Source organism: Pseudomonas sp. OST1909 (genome assembly GCF_015277575.1).
Classification (GTDB): domain Bacteria; phylum Pseudomonadota; class Gammaproteobacteria; order Pseudomonadales; family Pseudomonadaceae; genus Aquipseudomonas; species Aquipseudomonas synxantha_A.
The window spans coordinates 1,995,170-2,013,854 of sequence record NZ_CP063780.1 but is presented as its reverse complement, the minus strand read 5'-3'; the positions used below and the strand labels follow the sequence as shown (position 1 = coordinate 2,013,854).

General features: G+C 58.5%; 22 protein-coding genes and 1 tRNA gene. 8 read left to right on the top strand and 15 right to left on the bottom strand.

From position 1 onward, the window contains the following. Positions 1-34: 34 nt before the first annotated feature. Together IH404_RS08805 and IH404_RS08800 are read right to left on the bottom strand one after the other, a co-directional pair. Entirely contained in the window at positions 35-1,267 is a 1,233-nt protein-coding gene (locus IH404_RS08805) for a Zn-dependent hydrolase (protein ID WP_005786047.1), read from the bottom strand. 11 nt (positions 1,268-1,278) lie between these two features. Continuing rightward, entirely contained in the window at positions 1,279-2,595 is a 1,317-nt protein-coding gene (locus IH404_RS08800) for an MFS transporter (protein WP_005786044.1), read from the bottom strand. Between the two features lie 157 nt (positions 2,596-2,752). On the opposite strand from IH404_RS08800, the gene IH404_RS08795 reads away from it, so the two are divergent. The 4 genes from IH404_RS08795 (at position 2,753) to IH404_RS08780 (ending at position 5,869) form a co-directional block, all read left to right on the top strand. After that, positions 2,753-3,694, top strand: coding sequence for a LysR family transcriptional regulator (locus IH404_RS08795; protein WP_005786043.1), 942 nt, complete (start codon positions 2,753-2,755; stop codon positions 3,692-3,694). A gap of 105 nt (positions 3,695-3,799) precedes the next feature. Further along, a complete protein-coding gene (locus IH404_RS08790; protein WP_194440293.1) occupies positions 3,800-4,114 on the top strand; it encodes a type II toxin-antitoxin system RelE/ParE family toxin in 315 nt (104 codons plus the stop codon). Positions 4,115-4,116: 2 nt separating this feature from the next. Continuing rightward, entirely contained in the window at positions 4,117-4,404 is a 288-nt protein-coding gene (gene nadS, locus IH404_RS08785) for a NadS family protein (protein ID WP_003189536.1), read from the top strand. A gap of 238 nt (positions 4,405-4,642) precedes the next feature. Continuing rightward, positions 4,643-5,869, top strand: coding sequence for an MFS transporter (locus tag IH404_RS08780; protein ID WP_005786037.1), 1,227 nt, complete (start codon positions 4,643-4,645; stop codon positions 5,867-5,869). 75 nt (positions 5,870-5,944) lie between these two features. Here IH404_RS08780 and IH404_RS08775 read toward each other — a convergent pair whose 3' ends face one another. Then, positions 5,945-6,196, bottom strand: a complete 252-nt coding sequence (locus tag IH404_RS08775; protein WP_005786036.1) for a hypothetical protein — start codon at positions 6,194-6,196, stop codon at positions 5,945-5,947. A 411-nt stretch (positions 6,197-6,607) separates the two neighbouring features. On the opposite strand from IH404_RS08775, the gene IH404_RS28010 reads away from it, so the two are divergent. Then, a complete protein-coding gene (locus tag IH404_RS28010) occupies positions 6,608-6,799 on the top strand; it encodes a hypothetical protein (RefSeq protein WP_157264131.1) in 192 nt (63 codons plus the stop codon). Positions 6,800-6,831: 32 nt separating this feature from the next. Here IH404_RS28010 and IH404_RS08760 read toward each other — a convergent pair whose 3' ends face one another. From IH404_RS08760 to dapA, 7 genes are all read right to left on the bottom strand, one after another. Next, entirely contained in the window at positions 6,832-7,251 is a 420-nt protein-coding gene (locus IH404_RS08760) for a DUF86 domain-containing protein (RefSeq protein ID WP_194440292.1), read from the bottom strand. After that, positions 7,241-7,636, bottom strand: a complete 396-nt coding sequence (locus IH404_RS08755) for a nucleotidyltransferase domain-containing protein (RefSeq protein WP_005786031.1) — start codon at positions 7,634-7,636, stop codon at positions 7,241-7,243. The genes IH404_RS08760 and IH404_RS08755 overlap by 11 nt, the downstream gene beginning before the upstream one ends. Positions 7,637-7,757: 121 nt before the next feature. Continuing rightward, positions 7,758-7,847 (bottom strand) — tRNA-Ser (locus IH404_RS08750). 83 nt (positions 7,848-7,930) lie between these two features. Continuing rightward, positions 7,931-8,644 (bottom strand): phosphoribosylaminoimidazolesuccinocarboxamide synthase, encoded by a 714-nt coding sequence (purC, locus tag IH404_RS08745; protein WP_005786030.1) that lies wholly within the window; start codon positions 8,642-8,644, stop codon positions 7,931-7,933. A 27-nt stretch (positions 8,645-8,671) separates the two neighbouring features. Continuing rightward, positions 8,672-9,430 (bottom strand): MBL fold metallo-hydrolase, encoded by a 759-nt coding sequence (locus IH404_RS08740; protein WP_005786028.1) that lies wholly within the window; start codon positions 9,428-9,430, stop codon positions 8,672-8,674. Between the two features lie 4 nt (positions 9,431-9,434). Next, complete coding sequence (gene bamC / locus IH404_RS08735) at positions 9,435-10,550, bottom strand: outer membrane protein assembly factor BamC (protein ID WP_005786026.1); 1,116 nt, start codon at positions 10,548-10,550, stop codon at positions 9,435-9,437. A 17-nt stretch (positions 10,551-10,567) separates the two neighbouring features. Then, positions 10,568-11,446 carry a 4-hydroxy-tetrahydrodipicolinate synthase gene (gene dapA, locus IH404_RS08730; RefSeq protein ID WP_005786024.1) on the bottom strand — a complete coding sequence of 293 codons (879 nt, stop codon included), beginning with the start codon at positions 11,444-11,446 and terminating at the stop codon, positions 10,568-10,570. Positions 11,447-11,708: 262 nt separating this feature from the next. On the opposite strand from dapA, the gene IH404_RS08725 reads away from it, so the two are divergent. Further along, positions 11,709-12,269: a glycine cleavage system protein R gene (locus IH404_RS08725; RefSeq protein WP_003189463.1), complete on the top strand. Its 561-nt coding sequence runs from the start codon at positions 11,709-11,711 to the stop codon at positions 12,267-12,269. Positions 12,270-12,292: 23 nt separating this feature from the next. Continuing rightward, positions 12,293-12,766, top strand: a complete 474-nt coding sequence (locus IH404_RS08720) for a peroxiredoxin (protein ID WP_005786022.1) — start codon at positions 12,293-12,295, stop codon at positions 12,764-12,766. 19 nt (positions 12,767-12,785) lie between these two features. Here the strand turns inward: IH404_RS08720 and IH404_RS08715 are convergent, their stop codons facing one another. Next, a complete protein-coding gene (locus IH404_RS08715; protein ID WP_005786019.1) occupies positions 12,786-13,025 on the bottom strand; it encodes a sulfurtransferase TusA family protein in 240 nt (79 codons plus the stop codon). A gap of 95 nt (positions 13,026-13,120) precedes the next feature. Here IH404_RS08715 and IH404_RS08710 point away from each other — a divergent pair, with 95 nt between their 5' ends. Continuing rightward, entirely contained in the window at positions 13,121-14,554 is a 1,434-nt protein-coding gene (locus tag IH404_RS08710; protein WP_005786017.1) for a M48 family metalloprotease, read from the top strand. Between the two features lie 80 nt (positions 14,555-14,634). Here the strand turns inward: IH404_RS08710 and IH404_RS08705 are convergent, their stop codons facing one another. The 4 genes from IH404_RS08705 to rpoE form a co-directional block, all read right to left on the bottom strand. Further along, positions 14,635-16,071, bottom strand: coding sequence for a DegQ family serine endoprotease (locus tag IH404_RS08705; RefSeq protein ID WP_005786015.1), 1,437 nt, complete (start codon positions 16,069-16,071; stop codon positions 14,635-14,637). A gap of 235 nt (positions 16,072-16,306) precedes the next feature. Next, a complete protein-coding gene (locus IH404_RS08700; RefSeq protein ID WP_194440291.1) occupies positions 16,307-17,266 on the bottom strand; it encodes a MucB/RseB C-terminal domain-containing protein in 960 nt (319 codons plus the stop codon). Between the two features lie 16 nt (positions 17,267-17,282). Then, positions 17,283-17,870 (bottom strand): RseA family anti-sigma factor, encoded by a 588-nt coding sequence (locus tag IH404_RS08695; RefSeq protein WP_005786011.1) that lies wholly within the window; start codon positions 17,868-17,870, stop codon positions 17,283-17,285. A 32-nt stretch (positions 17,871-17,902) separates the two neighbouring features. Next, positions 17,903-18,484: an RNA polymerase sigma factor RpoE gene (gene rpoE, locus IH404_RS08690; RefSeq protein ID WP_003172477.1), complete on the bottom strand. Its 582-nt coding sequence runs from the start codon at positions 18,482-18,484 to the stop codon at positions 17,903-17,905. Positions 18,485-18,685: the final 201 nt, after the last annotated feature.

Genomic DNA, 18,685 nt, shown 5'->3' with positions numbered 1-18,685 from the left:
CAAGCCAGCTCCCACATGGGCACGGCGTCAGCCTTTAGAAATGAACCTGGCCGGCGCGTTTCAACACGGCGTTGAGCAATACATCGGTGCCCTGGCGCACGTCTTCAGGCAAGACGTCTTCGGCTTCGTTGTGGCTCAGGCCACCGACACAGGGGATGAAGATCATCGCGGTCGGGCAATAGCGCGCCAGGTGGATGGCATCGTGGCCAGCGCCGCTGATGATGGTCTGCTGGCTGTAGCCCAGAGCATCCACCGACGCTTGCACACAGGCCACGCACTCAGCATCGAACGGCGTGGCCGGGCTGATCCAGTGCGGTGTGATAGTCACGCTGAGGCCACGGTTGTCGGCAATCGCTTGCAGGCGTGCGCGCACTTGCTGCTCCATGGCGTCGATATCGGCGTCGCGGTGATGGCGCAGATCCACAGTGAAGTCGAGCACACCGGGAATGGTGTTGCGCGACGACTTGGCAATGCTCAATTCACCCACAGTGGTCAGGCCATACGGGGCAAAATCGGCAGCGAGGTTTTCCAGGGCCTGGATCATTTTTGCGGCGCCGTACAACGCATCTTTGCGCAGTGCCATCGGCGTGGTGCCCGCATGGGCAGCCATGCCTTCGACACGCACATCGAGCCAGCGAATCGCCTGGCCGCCGGTCACCACGCCGATACTGTTGGCGTTGTCTTCCAGGATCGGGCCTTGCTCGATATGCGCTTCGAAATACGCATCCACTGCCCCACCCAATGCACGCTCGCCGTTATAACCGGTGGTGCGCAACGCCTCGGCCACGCTGACGCCATCACCGTCGGTGGTCGCCAGCGCCTTGTCCAGCGCGAGGGCACCAGTGAACACCGCCGAGCCCAGCATCGCCGGGGTGAAACGCGCGCCTTCTTCGTTGGTCCACACCGCAATTTCCAGGGGCTTGCGCGTCTGGATGCCGTGGTCGTCGAGGCTGCGGATCACCTCGAGTCCGGCCAATACGCCGTACACGCCATCGAAGCGCCCGCCTTCGGGCTGGGTATCGAGATGGCTGCCGATCATCACCGCAGCGGCGTCATTGTCGGTACCCGCACGACGGGCGAACAGATTGCCAATGGCATCCACGCTCAACGTCAGGCCAGCCGCTGTACACCAGTGACTGAACAGCTCACGACCGGCCTGGTCTTCGGCGCTCAACGCCAGGCGGCAGCTGCCACCGCGTGCGGTTGCGCCGATCTCGGCCATGTCCATCAGGCTACGCCACAGGCGCTCGCCGTTAATCTTCAACATTGCGGACTCCCTCAACTGTGTGCCATTTCCAGGCGGTGAGCCGTGGCGTGGCGGCGGGACAAGGCCAGCACGCACACCAACGAGACCGCCGCGATCACGCTGTAAAACACTGCCATCGGCCACCATTGGCCCAGGTATTGATGGGCCAGCCAGGTGCCGATCAACGGTGTCAGGCCACCGGCCAATGCGCCGCATACCTGGTAAGCCAGAGATATCGCGGTGTAGCGCACACGGGTTTCAAACAGGCCGCTGACAAAGCCTGCGATGACGGCGTAGAACGACGCCATGCACACCACCGCGAGGGCTATGCCGAGGATGATCAACGGCGCCTGGCCGCTGCTGACCAGAACGAACATCGGATACGGCGAGGCCATTGCCAGTACGCACATGGCGCACAGGAACCGTGTAGCGCCGACCTTCTCTGCCACCCACGCGGCCAGTGGCTGAACGCAGAACTGAATAATGGCGACGACGAACAGGCATTCCAGAATCAGCGAGCGCGGCAGGTTCAGTTGTTGAGTGCTGTAGGCAATCATGAAGGTGTTGGTGAAATACACGCCGGCAATCCCCAATGTGTTGGCGCCAATGCACAACAACAGTGGGCGCCAGGCGGTTTTCAGCACTTCCAGCACGGGGGCTTGGTCCTTCTTGATCGCCCGCGCTTTTTCCGCCAGGGCCTTGTCTTCGAGGAACTGCGGCGACTCATTTACACCCAGACGAATCGCCAGGCCGACCACCAACAGCAAGGCACTGGCCAGGAACGGCAGGCGCCAGCCCCAACTGAGCAGGTCTTCTTCCGGCAAGCGGGTCACCGCACTGAACGCCAGCAGGGAAAGAATCAACCCGGCCGGGCTGCCCAATTGCGCGAAGGATGCAAAGAAGTTACGGCGCCCCTTTGGCGCATGTTCTCCGGCCATCAACACCGCCCCGCCCCACTCACCGCCGACCGCAATGCCCTGCACCACTCGCAGCAGTATCAGCAGCACCGGTGCCGCGGCGCCGATCTGTGCATAGGTCGGCAACAGGCCGATGCACACCGTGACCACGCCCATCATGACGAGGGTAATCACCAGGGATTTCTTGCGGCCGATGCGGTCGCCGATATGGCCAAACACAATGCCGCCCAACGGCCGCGCAAAGAAGCCCACGGCGAAGGTGCCGAACGCAGCCATGGTGCTGAACAATTTATCGTCGGAGGGGAAAAACAGCTGACCGAACACCAGCGCCGCAGCGGTGGCATAGATGTAAAAGTCGTACCACTCGATCATGGTGCCGATAAAAGCGGCGGCCGCGGCACGGCGAGGCTGCGGCGAAGCGGAAGGCTTCATGGGGCTGGCTCCTTTGGTTATTTTTTTGGCAGGAGAAGGTCGAACCGGTGCGCTCTGATGGCGCTTGTTGAGGCCGATTTTTCGGCCTGGGGCTATGATTAGTCAATTTTCTATTTATTATCTTGATTATAAATACTGCTTATTATCGAGCGACACCATGTCCGAATCCCGCCGCGATATTCACCCCCTGCTCAACGACCGCCTGGACTGGAACCTGCTGCGCACCTTCCGCGTGATCGGCCAGGAACTGAGCATCAGCCGCGCTGCTGCCCGCCTGCACCTGACGCAACCGGCCATCAGCCAGGCGCTCAAGCGCCTGGAGGAACAGCTGGATTGCCAGCTCATCGTACGTCGCGGCCCGCGCTTCGTGCTCACCGAGGCAGGTGAACAGATTTTCGCGATTGCCGGCGAGATGTACGGCCAGGTTTCGCAAATGAGCAACGCCCTGCAAAAGCCGGGTGATGAAGTGATCGGCAAAGTGCGCTTGCTGATGATCAGCCGGATTAATTCCGACACTTTCGATGACTTTCTCGCAGGCTTTCATCGCGAACATCCGCGGGTCGATCTGGAAGTCGAAGTGATGCGCAGCTCCGACATCGTCGCCGCCCTGCTGGAAAAAACCGCGACCCTGGGGTTGAGCCTCAATCGTCGGCCTCAGCCGCGCCTGGAACAGCACCTGTTTCTGCGTCAGCGCTACGCGTTCTTTTGCGGAAAACATCACCCATTGTTCGGGCGCACAAACCTGGCCGAGGGGGATTTGCAGTCGGAAAACTTCGTGAGTTTTACCAGCGACCAGATTGGCGGGATGCTCTCGCCGCTGACGATTTTTCGTGATCAGCAAGGGTTCAGCGGACGGATCGTGGCGTCATCTTCCAGCCTGGAAGAAGTGCGGCGTTTGGTCATTGCCGGGTTTGGCTTGGGGTGTTTGCCCATTCATGTGGTGGCGGACGATGTGAAGAACGGGCTGCTGTGGCGGTTGCCGCCGGATGAGGGGATTGCGGATGTGGATATTCATCTGTTGTGGAACCGGGAGCAGAAGATGAGCCGGGCGGAGGGGGTGTTTATTGAGAGTCTTTTGGGTCGGTTGGCCGACGTATAATTGACCACATCCTGCGTGTCAAAAAGCAGTTACAACTCACTGAATGCACGTCGAAGCACACACGGCTAGGATTGCAGCCAACTAAGCCAATGGCGTACATTAGCGATGATTTTCATAGAGACGTCAGTCTTCACCCGTCGCGTTAAAGAATTGATCGACGAGGATGCCTACACGGCTCTTCAGAACGTGTTGGTAGTCAACCCTTCTGCTGGCGATGTAATCGAGGGTACGGGTGGAGTTCGCAAGATACGAGTAGCGGCCAAGGGCCATGGCAAACGTGGCGGGGCGCGGGTGATCTATTACCATTTCGTCTCGGCATCACAGATTGTTTTACTGATGATCTATCCCAAAAATGAACAGCAGGACTTGACTGCCGTAGAGCGCAAGTCACTGAAGGCTGCGATTGAGCACTGGAGATAGCTATGAGCAGATTTTTTGATGAACTGATGGAAAGCGTTCAAGAGATGAACGAGATCCTGCGCGGAGAACGCGAACCTTCTCGTGAGTTCCATGTTGATTCAATGCGAGTCAAAGAGATCCGTAAGGCGACAGGGCTAACCCAGGCTAAATTCGCAGCGCTGATTGATGTGCAACTTGGCACGTTACGGAACTGGGAGCAGGGTCGTCGTGAGCCTACCGGACCAGCAAAGGCATTGTTGAAAGCTATCCATAATGACCCAGTCCATGTACTGAATGCGTTGGCTAGCTAAAATAAGACTCCACCGCTGCGCCTTAAACATCGTCATACCCGGAAAAGCCCGGAGTTGACCCAGCGACGGGCTTTTTCGTTTGTGCGGCAGATTCAAGGCTCTTTAAATCTCACATCGATAGCACTGATGATTACTATCGAAACGAGCGCCTGAACGATTGCCGCCACTGATTCCTATAATCGCTCCAAATTCCCTCCTCGCCTGGCTTCAGGCGACATTCCTCCCGGAACCCAATCCCATGCCAAGCGCGAGCCAGGCCCCTAGCGGGCTTCCCGAACATAATCAACAAAGCGTCAAACAGCAGTGGCTGGCGATTCTTTCGGTCGCCGTGGGTGCCTTCGCCCTGGTGACCAGTGAATTTCTGCCGGTGGGCGTACTCAACGACGTCGCCAGCGACCTGGGCATCAGTGCCGGTCACGCCGGGTTGATGGTCACATTGCCCGGCATCATGGCCGCCCTCGCCGCGCCGTTTCTGTCGGTCAGCATTGGTGCCATGGACCGTCGCTACCTGCTGATCGGCCTGACACTGGTGATGATCATCGCCAACTCGGTGGTGGCCTTAGCTAACGATTTCAGCCTGCTGCTGTTCGGCCGTGTATTGCTCGGCATCAGCATCGGCGGCTTCTGGGCCACGGCCATTGCCCTCAGCGGGCGGCTGGCGCCCAAAGGCGTTGGGGTTGCGAAAGCCACCTCGATCATCATGATGGGCGTAACGCTCGCCACCGTACTGGGCGTGCCCGTCGGCACCTGGCTCAGTGGACTGATGGGCTGGCGCATGACCTTCCTGGTTACTGCGTTGGTGGGCATTCCGGTGCTGCTCGCGCAGATCTTCCTGCTACCGCGACTGACGCCGGAAAAGGCCATTGAGATTCGTGACTTGCCCGCGTTGTTTATCAACCCACAGGCGCGAGTCGGCTTGATCGCTGTATTGCTGATCGGCCTGGCGCACTTTGCTGCGTATACCTATGTCGCCCCCTTCTTCAAACACAGCTCCGGCTTTGACGGCCCGACAATTGGTTCATTGCTGCTGCTCTACGGTGTGGCCGGGGTAATGGGCAATATCTTTGCCGGTTTCGCCGCCAACCGCAGCGTACGTCACACCCTGCTGCTGGTTGCGTTGATGATCGGTACCAGCACCGCACTGTTCCCCTACTTCGCCACCGGCCTGACAGGCGCCTCGATGCTGATCGCACTCTGGGGTTTCGCCTTCGGCGCCTTCCCGGCTTGCGCCAGCATCTGGATGTTTGTCGTGGCCCCCAAGGATGTCGAACGCGGCATGCCACTGTTTGTGGCGCTGTTTCAGGTGATCATTGCCCTGGGCTCGTTCTTTGGCGGGCGCATCGTCGACCAGATGGGCAGCTCGGTGTTGTTGAGCCTGGCCACGGTGTTGGTGGGGTTCGGGTTTGCGACCGTGCTGGTATTGGGGCGCAAGGTCAGCAATAGCCTGGTGGCGCAGCCTGCCTGACCGGGTTAGAGATGCGCAAAAAAGCCTGCTGAGCATTGAGTTCAGCAGGCTTTTTTCGTTTCAGGGAGCAGGTACTTATTTGGCCGTGGGGAAATCACGCTCGAGGACGGCATCCACCAGCATTTGCGCGTTTTCGATCAATTGAGCCAGGGCCATGATCACCGGCGACTGCGTGCTGTCAGGATCTTCGGCGCATTGATAGGCGGTTTGCAGGGCGGATGAAAGGATTTCGGTGGCGTTGGTGAGGGCTTCTTCGGTGCCGACATCTGCACCTACATGGAAGATTTTCCGAGGGGAAAATTCGGAGTCAGAATCGAGATTGCTCATTGTGTAGCTCCTGTATGCAATGGGAGCTGCCACATCCCGCTGTCAAACAGAATCAGGTGGCAGCTATGCGCGGGTTGACAGACCGGTATACAGGACCCGGCGCACCCGAAGATGCCCCACGCACAGCCGCCATAAAACGACGTCACAGCAGAAACGCTGTAATCGCATGGAGGTCGTACACCTGTAAATCAGTCTGTCAAAACCGGTCGCCATGAGGGCGACGGCGAAAGGTTAGCGTCCTGCCCCAGTCAACGCAACCCTGCTGGAAAACTGTCGAACCGGCACAACGTAAGCACCTGTTTCGGAAAAGCTTGGTAACCAGAATTCCGGCGAGGAAGCTTGTGTGCACAAGCCTGCAAGCTAGCCTCAAAAAGGTCGCCGCCGTGGCGACATACTGTCAAGGATGCTGATATGCCAACGAGATATCGCGATGCGGTCACAGGTGAATACGTAACCGAGCAAGAGGCGAAGAAAAGACAAAGGGAAACGGTAAAAGAATCGGACAAAAAGCGCCCGGCAAAAGAGGATGAAGCGTTGATAGCGACCGTACGTGAGCGCCAGGCGTCTGCTCAGCGAGTGAAGGTTTCTCTAGACGACCTGTAGCCTTGATTTTACCGCGGGCCATTTGAATCGGCTCACTGGCCCGCGTCCTTAGTCAAGACATGTGCACTGAATGCCAGGAAATCGCCCAAATGTTTGGTGATGATCGCAACGGCAATAGGCAACTGAAGCGTCTGATACTCATGCACCGCGATATTGCGGAAACCGACCATGTTTTTCAGGTTAGTCAGTAAGGAAGGATTCACCCATCCTCCCTGCGCCAGCAGCTCAAACACGTCACGAGCACTTTGGGGGACACCGAGGCGCTCACGACGAATCAGATGTTGCCCCATGTCTAGAGCCGCCTCGCAGGCACGCTGAATATTGAGAATGGCCGCATCTTGACGGGTGAAGTCAGTGGAAAAACTGGCTGGATCCTTTTCGTACTCCTCCCGAGCACGAGCAACGCAACGCTCAATACTGGCAGCCTTGTTGATGAGTACATCATCGGCCATATACCGTTCCATCCTTTTGAATGTCGACTAGCAGCTCTGCCCTGGCGCAATCCAATGCAGTTTTCTCGCTGAGTATGTAGCTCTCAAAGATACCCGCCTGACTGTCCTTGCTCCAGAGGCGGCGCCCTGTCGTTATGACTTGGTATTGCATGACCGTCGAGGCTGCGCGTAAGTCCAGCAAATCGACGGGGACCTTGACGATATCCGCTAATTCCCCGCATAGGCGCCACAGTTGCAGTGGGTCAATGCTTCCCTCAATCAGCACAGCCAAGTCAAGATCGCTGTCGGCATTTGCCTCGCCCGTCGCCTGGCTGCCAAAGACGTACACTGCCAAAAGACCTGGAAGGTTAGCCTGCAAATGCGTGAGCACTTTTTCAAAATTCATGATTGACCCGCATTGTCATCAGGTAATCACGACCGTAGCAGAATTCACCTGAGCATTTCTGCTACAAAAACAAAAACCCCCAACAACCTTTAAGTTATTGGGGGTTTCTGTTTATAAGTAATGGCGGAGAGATAGGGATTCGAACCCTAGGTACCGGTGAAGGTACAACGGATTTCGAATCCGTCCCATTCGGCCACTCTGGCATCTCTCCAACGGCGCGCATCATAACAGCATGATTGATGGATGCAAAGCGCCGAAGCGATTTTTTTCCGTGCTATCAGATGCTTGCGTCGATTACAGCGGTACGCCGAGACGATTGGCGACTTCTTCGTAAGCTTCGATCACGTCACCGAGACCCTGGCGGAAGCGGTCTTTGTCCATCTTCTTCTTGGTGTCCTTGTCCCACAGGCGGCAGCCATCCGGGCTGAATTCGTCGCCCAGGACGATGGAGCCGTCGTGGAACACGCCGAATTCGAGCTTGAAGTCCACCAGCAACAGGCCTGCGTCGTCGAACAGCTTGGTCAGCACGTCGTTGACCTTGAGGGACAACTCTTTCATGCGCGCCAGTTGTTCAGCGGTGCCCCAGCCGAACGCCACAACGTGGGATTCGTTGATGAACGGGTCGCCCTTGGCGTCGTCCTTCAGGAACAGTTCGAACGTGTAAGGGTTGAGCTTGAGGCCCTCTTCCACGCCCAGGCGCTTGACCAGGCTGCCGGCAGCGTAGTTACGCACGACGCATTCCACCGGGATCATGTCGAGCTTCTTGACCAGGCACTCGTTGTCGCCCAGCAGTTTGTCGAATTGGGTCGGGATACCGGCCGCTTCGAGCTTCTGCATGATGAAGGCGTTGAACTTGTTGTTCACCATGCCCTTGCGATCAAGCTGTTCGATGCGCTTACCGTCGAACGCCGAGGTGTCGTTGCGAAACAGCAGGATCAGGCGGTTGGCGTCGTCGGTCTTGTACACCGACTTGGCTTTGCCGCGGTAGAGTTCTTCACGTTTTTCCATGATGGGCTCCGCTTTGAGTAAGGTGGGCTAGGCGATGTGTCGCCAGTCGAGCCCTGAATCTTGATCGGCCAGTTGCAGCCAGTCCGGGTCGCACCCGAGGGTGTCGACAAAACATTGCCGGGCAAGCGTCGGCAGGTTGTTCTTGCTGCTGAGGTGAGCCAGGACCAGGTGTTGCAGGTCTTGCCAGCCCAACTCATACACCAGGTACGCCGCCTGGTGATTGTTCAAATGTCCCAGCTCGCCGCCCACCCGCTGCTTGAGAAAGTAAGGGTAGTGGCCGCGCGCCAGCAGATCCCTGCAGTGGTTGGACTCGATCATCAAGGCATCGAGGTCCCGGTAACCGTCCAGCACCCTGGCGCAGTAGGAACCCAGGTCGGTCAGCACGCCGAAACGCCGCTGGCCGTCACTGAATACGTATTGCGTGGGCTCCTGGGCATCGTGGGCAACCGCGATGACATTGATGCTCAAGGCACCGATTTGCAGTTGCTCGCCACCGGCCAGAAAACCTGCCGGCTCGATGGGCTTGCGCATCCCGCGCAGCGTGCCGCGACTCAAGTACACCGGCAGATTGTAGCGCCGAGACAGTAAACCCACGCCATGCACGTGGTCGGCATGTTCGTGGGTGACCAGAATTGCGCTCAACTGCGTGGGGTGAACCCCGAGGCGCAGCAGGCGTCGCTCGGTTTCTCTTAACGAGAAACCACAATCGACCAGCACGTACGTGTCATCGTGGGCGACCAGCGTACCGTTCCCTTGGCTACCGCTGCCGAGAACGGCAAAACGCACCGAATCAGCCCAGGTTGTCTTGAATCACGCCCAACACTTTGCGCGCTGTCTCAGCTGGCGCGACGGTATTGATGTTCTTCTCGACGGTGACTTGCACGCTTTCGCCAACCTTGCTCAAACGAACCTGATAACGCTCGGCACGGGTTTCGATCTCTTCCTTGGTCGGCGCGCTGCCGAACAGTTTGCCGAAGAAACCTGGCTCGTCGTCTTTCTTCTCGGCCTTTTCAGCCACGTTGATGTAGTACAGGCCCAGGCTGCGGTTGATGTCTTCAACGCGCCAAGGGCCTTGCTCCAACGCACGGCCAACACTGGCCCAGGCACGGTCGAGGTCTTCACCCAGGTTGAGCACCACGTTACCGCTGCCGTCTTCGGTGAGGCTGACGCGGTTAGGGGTGTCGTAGTCACGGGCGGCGAGCAGGGAAACGGAACCGCCCTTCTCGGAGATACGGCTCATGCTGGCGAGCATCTCGTCGACCAGCGCGGCATCGACGCCGGTGTTGACCGAACGCGGGGTGAAATCGACGTTGGCCGTGCTGCCGGCAGGGCGCTCGGCGCTGACCACATAGACTTCACTGGTATTGCGCTGCACGCCTGGCTCGATGCGCACACGCACACGGGCCTCGCTGTCGGCGGCCACACCGCCGGCCAGCAGGCGCTGAGCCATGTTGGCGGACAACTCGCGGCCTTGCTGCCACGCCGTGGTGAACTCACCGGTTTGCGGGCGTTGCTGGTCGAGACGGAAACCGTTGTCCTGGAAGAACTGCACTGCCACCGGCCAGACTTCGGCAGGTGGGCGCTGAGCCACGATCCAGCGGTTGTCGCCACTTTTCTGCAGGCTGTAGTCGCTGGCATCGGCCACTGCCGTGATCGGCTGCGGGCGCGGTACTACGTACTCGCCCTTGACGGTGTCGTCGGCGACGTTGCGTGGGATCGGCAACAAGGGGTCAAGACGCTTGGCGACATTGACATCAGGCGGCAACTGCATCGGTTTGGTTGCTTGCGCTTCCAGGTAATCGCTGCCGCGGTCACGGAAGTAGCCTTCCGGGCCCCATACCCAACCGCAGCCACTGGTGCTGGAGATAATCAAGGCAAGTGCGGAAAGTCCGGCCAATCGCTTCATGCGTAGTGCTTCCTCAATTAAACCAGGACGCCGGACTGGCGCAGGGCCTGTCGCAGCGGTTCGTGACAGGCTTCGCTGAGCCGGGTGAGCGGCAGACGGATACCGTCCGGCATCAGGCCCATCTCAGTCAGCGCCCATTTCACGGGAATAGGATTGGATTCGATAAACAGTGTCTTGTTGAGCGGCATCAGCTTCTCGTGGATCGCACGGGCCGTCGCGGCATCGCCGGCGATGGCGGCCGCGCACATTTCGCTCATGGCACGCGGAGCCACGTTGGCGGTCACGGAGATGTTGCCCTTGCCACCCAGCAGGATCAGTTCGACAGCGGTGGCGTCGTCACCGGAATACACCAGGAAGTCACTGCTCACGCCGGCCAGGATGTCCTTGGCGCGCTGCAGGTCGCCAGTGGCTTCCTTGATACCGATGATGTTCGGCACGGTGGACAGGCGGATCACGGTCTCGGCCTTCATATCGCACGCGGTACGACCCGGTACGTTATAGAGGATCTGCGGGATCTGGACGGCTTCGGCGATGGCTTTGAAGTGCTGGTACAAGCCTTCCTGGGTCGGCTTGTTGTAGTACGGGGTCACCAGCAGGCACGCATCGGCGCCGGCTTTCTTGGCGTTGCGAGTCAGCTCGATCGCTTCGCGCGTGGAGTTGGCGCCCGTTCCGGCGATCACGGCGATGCGGCCCGCAACGCGCTTGACCACGAACTCGATCACCTGGATGTGTTCTTCCACATCGAGGGTGGCCGATTCACCTGTGGTGCCGACCGCCACGATGGCGTTGGTGCCCTCTTGCAGGTGGAAGTCCACCAGTTTGCCCAGGCTGTCCCAGTCGAGACGACCTTGTGCATCCATGGGTGTGACCAGTGCCACCATACTGCCCGCAATCATGCAACCGCTCCTGCCGGAAAAAGAGAGCCGTAATGGTACTGGCGCCAAGATGCTTGTACAAGCGAAGTACCGCGTGAGGATGCGTTCTGGAGCAACTAAACGTCGGGCAATGCCATCATTGGGCCAAAGCACCGCTTCAAGCCGGCCGATCACGCAATGAAAACGCCACCTCCTAGCCCTTGGCGACGCTTTTCGCTACCCTTGATCCTTTGATCGATACGGCCCACACAGTATTGACCGCTCATCGCTTTAGGAAGGCTGCATGTCCACCCCCACAGTTCGCGAACAATTCCTTGTTATCAGTGCCCTCGGCGCCAACCCCATGGAGCTGACCAACGTCCTGTGCCGCGCCAGCCATGAGAACCGCTGCGCCGTCGTAACCTCCCGCCTCACCCGCCACGGCGAGTGCAGCGCGCTGGTCTTGCAGATTTCCGGTTCCTGGGACGCCTTGGCGCGCCTCGAAACCGGCCTGCCGGGCCTGGCCAAGAAACACGATTTCACCGTCAACGTAGTGCGCAGCGCAGCCCTGGAAAACCGCCCGCAGGCCCTGCCTTATGTGGCGTATGTCAGCTCGGCCTACCGCTCGGACATCGTCAACGAGTTGTGCCAGTTCTTCATCGACCACAACGTCGAGCTGGAAAACCTGACCTGCGACACCTACCAGGCCCCGCAAACCGGCGGCACCATGCTCAACGCCACGTTCACCGTGACCCTGCCGGCCGGCGTACAGATCAGTTGGTTGCGCGACCAGTTCCTGGATTTCGCCGATGCCCTGAACCTCGACGCGCTGATCGAGCCATGGCGCCCACAGAACCCAATGTAAGGAAGCATCTATTCATGCCAGTCATGCCGGTAGCCATCGATAAACCTGTCGCCGACTTCGAAGCCCAGGCCACCAGCGGCCAGACTTTCAGCCTCGCAGCTCTCAAGGGCAAGCAAGTGGTGATCTACTTCTACCCCAAGGACAGCACCCCGGGCTGCACCACTGAAGGCCAGGGCTTTCGTGACCAATACGCAGCTTTCCAGGCCGCCAACACTGAAGTGTTTGGTGTGTCGCGTGACAGCGTGAAGTCCCACGAGAACTTCAAGGCCAAGCAGGAATTTCCTTTCGAGCTGATCAGCGACAAGGACGAAGCGGTCTGCCAGCTGTTTGATGTGATCAAGCTCAAGAAGCTGTACGGCAAGGAATACCTGGGCGTTGATCGCAGCACCTTTCTGATCGACAGCGAAGGCGTGCTGCGTCAGGAATGGCGTGGCGTGAAAGTGCCGGGGCATGTGGATGCCGTGTTGGCGGCAGCGCAGGCGCTGAACAAGGCCTGATTGTGCGTCGATAAGGCCGTCAGGCCTTGCGCAACCAATACCGGTACACACCCTCGGCTTCTTCTTCGTGCTCCAGAGTGTGGCCGGCGAGTTTGGCAAAGGTGCGGAAGTCACGCTGGGAGCCAGCGTCGGTGGCGGTCACCTTGAGCACCGCACCGCGGGCCATTTTATTGAGTTCCATCTTGGCCTTGAGCAGGGGCAACGGGCAGTTGAGGCCGCTGGCATCGAGTTCGGCGTCAAAGGCTACAGCGTCGGTCATGGTGTTACTCCAGGCAAACATTTGGGCTGCTTAGAATATCTGGTCCCAGGCGCAGTGTCCGGCTACAGTAAGCTCTTTGTCGAAAGGCTTTGTGCATGACTTTTTTGCGCCCTACCCTGCTGACGCTGGCCTGCCTGCTGGCCTCCCCGGCCTTCGCCGATGAGCTGCCGTCACTTGGTGACGCCAGTTCTGCCATTGTCTCGCCCCAACAGGAATATCAACTGGGCCGCGCCTGGCTGGCCTATTTGCGCGGTCAGGTGTCGCAGCTTAATGACCCGCAACTCAAGGACTACGTAGAAACCAGCGTGTACAAGCTGGTGGAGACCAGCCAGGTCAACGATCGGCGCCTGGAATTCATCCTGATCAACAGCCCGCAGCTCAACGCCTTTGCGGCACCCGGCGGGATCATTGGGGTGAACGGCGGCTTGTTCCTCAATGCCCAGACCGAAGGTGAATACGCGTCGGTACTGGCCCACGAACTGGCGCACTTGTCCCAGCGCCACTTTGCCAGGGGCGTGGAAGCCCAGTCACGCATGCAACTGCCAATGATGGCGGCGCTGCTTGGCGGCATTATTGCCGCCGCCGCGGGTGCCGGCGATGCGGGTATCGCCGCAATTGCCGGCTCACAAGCGGCTGCGATCCAGGAGCAGCGCCGGTTCTCCCGGCAGAACGAACAAGAGGCAGACCGCATCGGCATCCTCAACCTGGAGAAAGCCGGCTACGACCCGCGGTCGATGCCCACCATGTTCGAACGCCTGATGCGTCAGTACCGCTTCGATGCCAAGCCACCGGAGTTCCTGTTGACGCACCCAGTGACCGAATCGCGTATTGCCGACACCCGCAATCGCGCCGAACAGGCCAAACTCGGCGGCAAGGAAGACAGCCTGCGCTATCAACTGATTCGCGCACGCGTGCAATTGAAATACGAAGACACGCCTGGCCTGGCTGCCAAGCGCTTCCAGGCGCAGTTGGACGACAACCCCAAAAACGATGTAGCGCGTTATGGCCTCGCCATTGCGCAGATCAAGGGAGTCCAACTCAAGGAAGCACGGGAAAGCCTGGCACCGCTGCTCGCCAAGGCACCCAATGACATCACCTACAATCTGGCGCAGATCGAACTGGACATCACCAGCAACCGCATGGCGGATGCCCAGCAACGGACTGACCGTATGCTCACCCAGTACCCCAGCAACTATCCGCTGAACCAGGTGCGGGTAGACCTGCTGCTTAAGCAGAACCGCACCGCCGATGCCGAAAAGGCGCTGGATGGCTTGCTCAAGTCACGCCCCGACGATCCGGACGTGTGGTATCAGGTGGCCGAAACACGCGGCCTGTCCGGCAACATCATCGGCTTGCATCAGGCCCGCGCCGAATACTTCGCACTGGTAGGGGACTTCCAGCAGGCCATCCAGCAACTGGACTTTGCCAAGCGCCGCGCAGGCAGTAATTTCCCACTGTCCTCACGTATCGACGCACGTCAGCGTGAGCTGATCGAACAGGAACGCCTGGTGAAAGGGATGATGAGCTAAACCCGTCACCCACAAAAAAGCCCCGCTGCCGTTAACCGGCAGCGGGGCTTTTTGTTTCTATTGCAATGCAGGCTTGACGATTACTCGGCCAACTTGAAGGTGATGAAGCTGGCACGACCTTGACGCAGTACGCGCATCGACACCGAACGGTTCTTCGGCAACGCCTTGGCGATGTCGGTGAACTCCTTGGTGGTGTTGATCGCCTGATTGTTCAGGTGAGTGATCACGTCGCCCGGCTGCAGGCCGATCAAGGCGGCTGGGCCGTCCTGGACTTCCTTGATCACCACACCGCTTTGCAGGTCAAACGTCTTCTTCTGCTCGGCGGTCAGTTCAACCACGGCGATGCCCAGGCGGTTACTGCTGCGCTCTGCACCCGGCTTGGCATTACCCAGGGCATCCAGCGTCGCGCCTTCTTCCGGGATCGCACCGACGGTCAGCTCCACGTTCTGGCGCTTGCCGTCACGAATCACTTCCAGTTTGGCTTTGCCGCCGGCCTTGAGCGCGCCGACCAGATGAGGCAGGTCCGCCGACATAACGATGGGTTGGCCGTTCATGCTCAGAATCACGTCGCCGACTTTCAGGCCGCCTTTGGCCGCTGGACCATTGTCCTGGATTTGCGCAACCAGAGCACCGGCCGGCTTGTCGAGGCCGAAGGATTCAGCCAGGTCTTTGTTGACTTCCTGGATCACTACGCCCAACCAGCCACGGCTGACTTTGCCACCGCTTTTGAGCTGATTGGAGACGTCCATGGCCACGTCGATCGGGATCGCGAAAGACACGCCCATGAAACCACCGGAACGGGTGTAGATCTGTGAGTTGATGCCTACCACTTCGCCAGCCAGGTTGAACAATGGCCCCCCAGAGTTGCCCGGGTTGATCGGCACGTCGGTCTGGATAAACGGTACGTAGTTTTCATTCGGCAGGCTGCGACCAATAGCACTGACGATACCCTGGGTGACGGTATGGTCAAAGCCGAACGGCGAACCGATCGCGACGACCCATTGGCCGGCCTTCAAGTCCTGGGATTTGCCCAGCTTGAGAACCGGCAGGTCCTTGCCATCGATTTTAAGCAAGGCTACGTCGGAACGCGGGTCGGTACCGATCAGCTTGGCCTTGAGTTCACTGCGATCAGCCAGGCGCACGAGGATTTCGTCGGCATCGGCAATCACGTGGTTGTTGGTCAGGATATAGCCGTCAGGCGAAATGATGAAGCCCGAACCCAGGGATTGGGCTTCGCGCTGACCACCGCCACCACGAGGGGTGCGCGGTTGCGGCATACCGCGCTCGAAGAACTCGCGCAGCATGGGCGGCAAGCCTTCCAGGTCGGGCATCTGCTGGTTCGAAACTTTGCGATCCGGCAGTTTCTGGGTGGTACTGATATTCACCACGGCCGGTGAGGCTTGCTCTACCAGTTGGGTGAAGTCAGGCAGCTCAACTGCTTGCGCAGGCAAGGCCTGACCCAGTACCAGCACTGTGGCGACTATGGATAGGTAAGACTTCAAACGTGGTATCGACATACAGCTCCCGTTACGACGAGCAGGGTTAAGCGACAGGGTCCAATAAACGCCGAATGCGACAAACGACATTTTTGTTCCGCGAACAAAACAAGGCCAGAGCCAACAAACCCTGACCTATAAAAAACATGGGAAGTTTTTGCAAGTGAAAATGCTGATCCGGAAATTTCATACGATCGGCCCTCAACCTAACTTGAGCACAGATTGAAAGGTCAGGATGAACATAGAATTAACAATCTCACGGCTTGGCAGCGTCCTTTTCACCGCGTACCGACAGCGCGATACGCTCAGCAGTGCCGACGGGGATTTCCCCTACCACGGTAACCATCATTTCACCCTCAACCGTATTCAAACGCCGAGAAACCGCCACCGTCGGGCCGAGCTGAGCGCGGGTTTCATTCATATCGGCGCCCTTGGCGGACTCAAGAAATACAGAAAAGCGTGCGAGCCCATCATCGTACATCAGGCTATCGACGGTCGATTTCGTTTGGCGGTCTTTGCGCGTGGTGCTGCTGACCTGCTGGAAACCAGGCGGCAGCCAATCCAGATGCCACGCCTGGGAGGCAGGCATGTCAGAGGCTTTATCGGTGGAAGCAGCAACAGGCTTGCATTCGCTGCCAGGCTGTAAGTCATGCTCGGCAGGAACGACCGAGGTATCCAGGCGCGCATACTGAAAGCGCTCCAGCAATTGCCCCTGATCATTGAGCAGCAGGGATTTGAGCGGCAGCGCCGTCTCACGATCCAGGTGCAATTCAAAACCGTAGCGGTAGTGATCTCGCGGGCTGATTGACACAATCACAGCATGACGACCGGCCACGCGGGATTTGCCAATGACGGCAAGTTCATAGAATTGAGTGAGTTTTTTTGAATCGAGAGCACGCGAAGGTGCATCAGAAGAGGTGACCAACCCAGCACTCAGATCGCCACTGACGCAGTGCGTCCGGCCATCCAACCGTACGGTTTCCTGAGGCGAGCCGTCCAGTTGCAGCAACCGCTCACGGACATGACCGTCCTGCACACGGTGCCAGATAGCATGGGTAGAAAAACTGCCATTACGTTCGTAGACAAACGTACCTTCAAAGCTTCGCTGCTGCTCTGCACGCCCAAGTCGAGTCAGCCAGTCTTGGGCTTCATCGGCATGGGCGGACTGTGCAATCCAACTACTGAGCAAAAGCGCAAGGAGCGGTATGGCGCGCATAGAGCTCCCTAGCGGATCAGCGGTTTTCCTGACTGGCTGCGCGAGCGTATGGCAGAGCGCTTTCGGTACCTTTGGCGGCCGATTCCTGTGCGTGCTGACGCAGGTAGCCTGGCAGACGCTGATCTTGCCAGCCAGATTGCCCTTGAAGCACACCATTGGCCATCGGGCCTGTGGTATCAGAGCTTTCCTTGTAGCCTGCCAGTACAGCCGGGCCTTTGACTTGCGGACCCGCCATGACGGGCTGCTGAGTTTGCTGGGCCAGTTCGGCGCCGGCAATTTCGTCCTGGTTGTACAGGCGAACACCAGCCAGTACGGCGACGGTCACCGAGGCAGCCACTGCCAGTCGACCCAGGCTACGCCACGGGCCACGAGCAGCTTTGGCCGGAACGGCTTCATCAGCCAGCGCGGCAGAAACGGCCGCAGCAATATCCAGACGAGGGATTAAAAGATCCTTGTGCATCACCGCCCGAGCGACTTGGTAACGAGACCAGGTATCACGGGTTTCGGCATCATCAAATGCGTTGAGCACTCGACGAAGTTCCAGTTCATCCGCTTCGTTATCCATCACTGCGGACAGCGATTCCTGCAGGGCATCACGACTCATGGCGGTTCCTCTCTTGGCTGTCGCCGCTGTCTTTAGTTTTCCTGCAACAATGGTTGCAAGGCTTTGTCGATGGCTTCCCGGGCCCGGAAAATCCGTGACCTTACAGTCCCCACCGGACATTGCATGACGCTCGCAATGTCTTCGTAACTCAGACCATCGAATTCACGTAAAGTTAATGCCGTACGCAAATCTTCTGGCAATTGCTGAATTGTTCGATGGACGGTGCCTTCGATCTCGTCGCGCAGCAATGCACGCTCCGGCGACTCGAGATCTTTGAGGCCGTGATCACCATCGTAAAATTCAGCATCTTCTGAACTGACATCACTGTCTGGTGGGCGGCGGCCGCGAGACACCAGATAGTTCTTCGCCGTGTTAATGGCGATGCGATATAGCCACGTATAAAACGCACTATCACCGCGGAAATTTCCAAGTGCACGGTACGCCTTGATAAAGGCTTCCTGTGCAACGTCCTGCGCTTCATGGGTGTCGTGCACAAACCGCACGATCAACCCGAGAATTTTGTGCTGGTATTTCAGCACTAGCAGATCAAATGCTCGCTTGTCGCCGCGTTGTACGCGCTCGACCAGCTGCTGATCCTCTTCCTGGGTTAGCATGAACACTCCTCGTTGTACTCGAAGGAGGCTTGCATAACTAAACGATCAGGCTTGCAAACATAGACTCGGGCTTTTCGCAAAAGTTCTCCCCCTTCAAGCAAGTTTCCGGCATGCACTGATTTGGCACACACGAAAAACGCAGCCCGGGCGGGGCCGGCTGCGCGAATAATCTTGTCGCCGGTTTCGTGACGCGTCCAATGC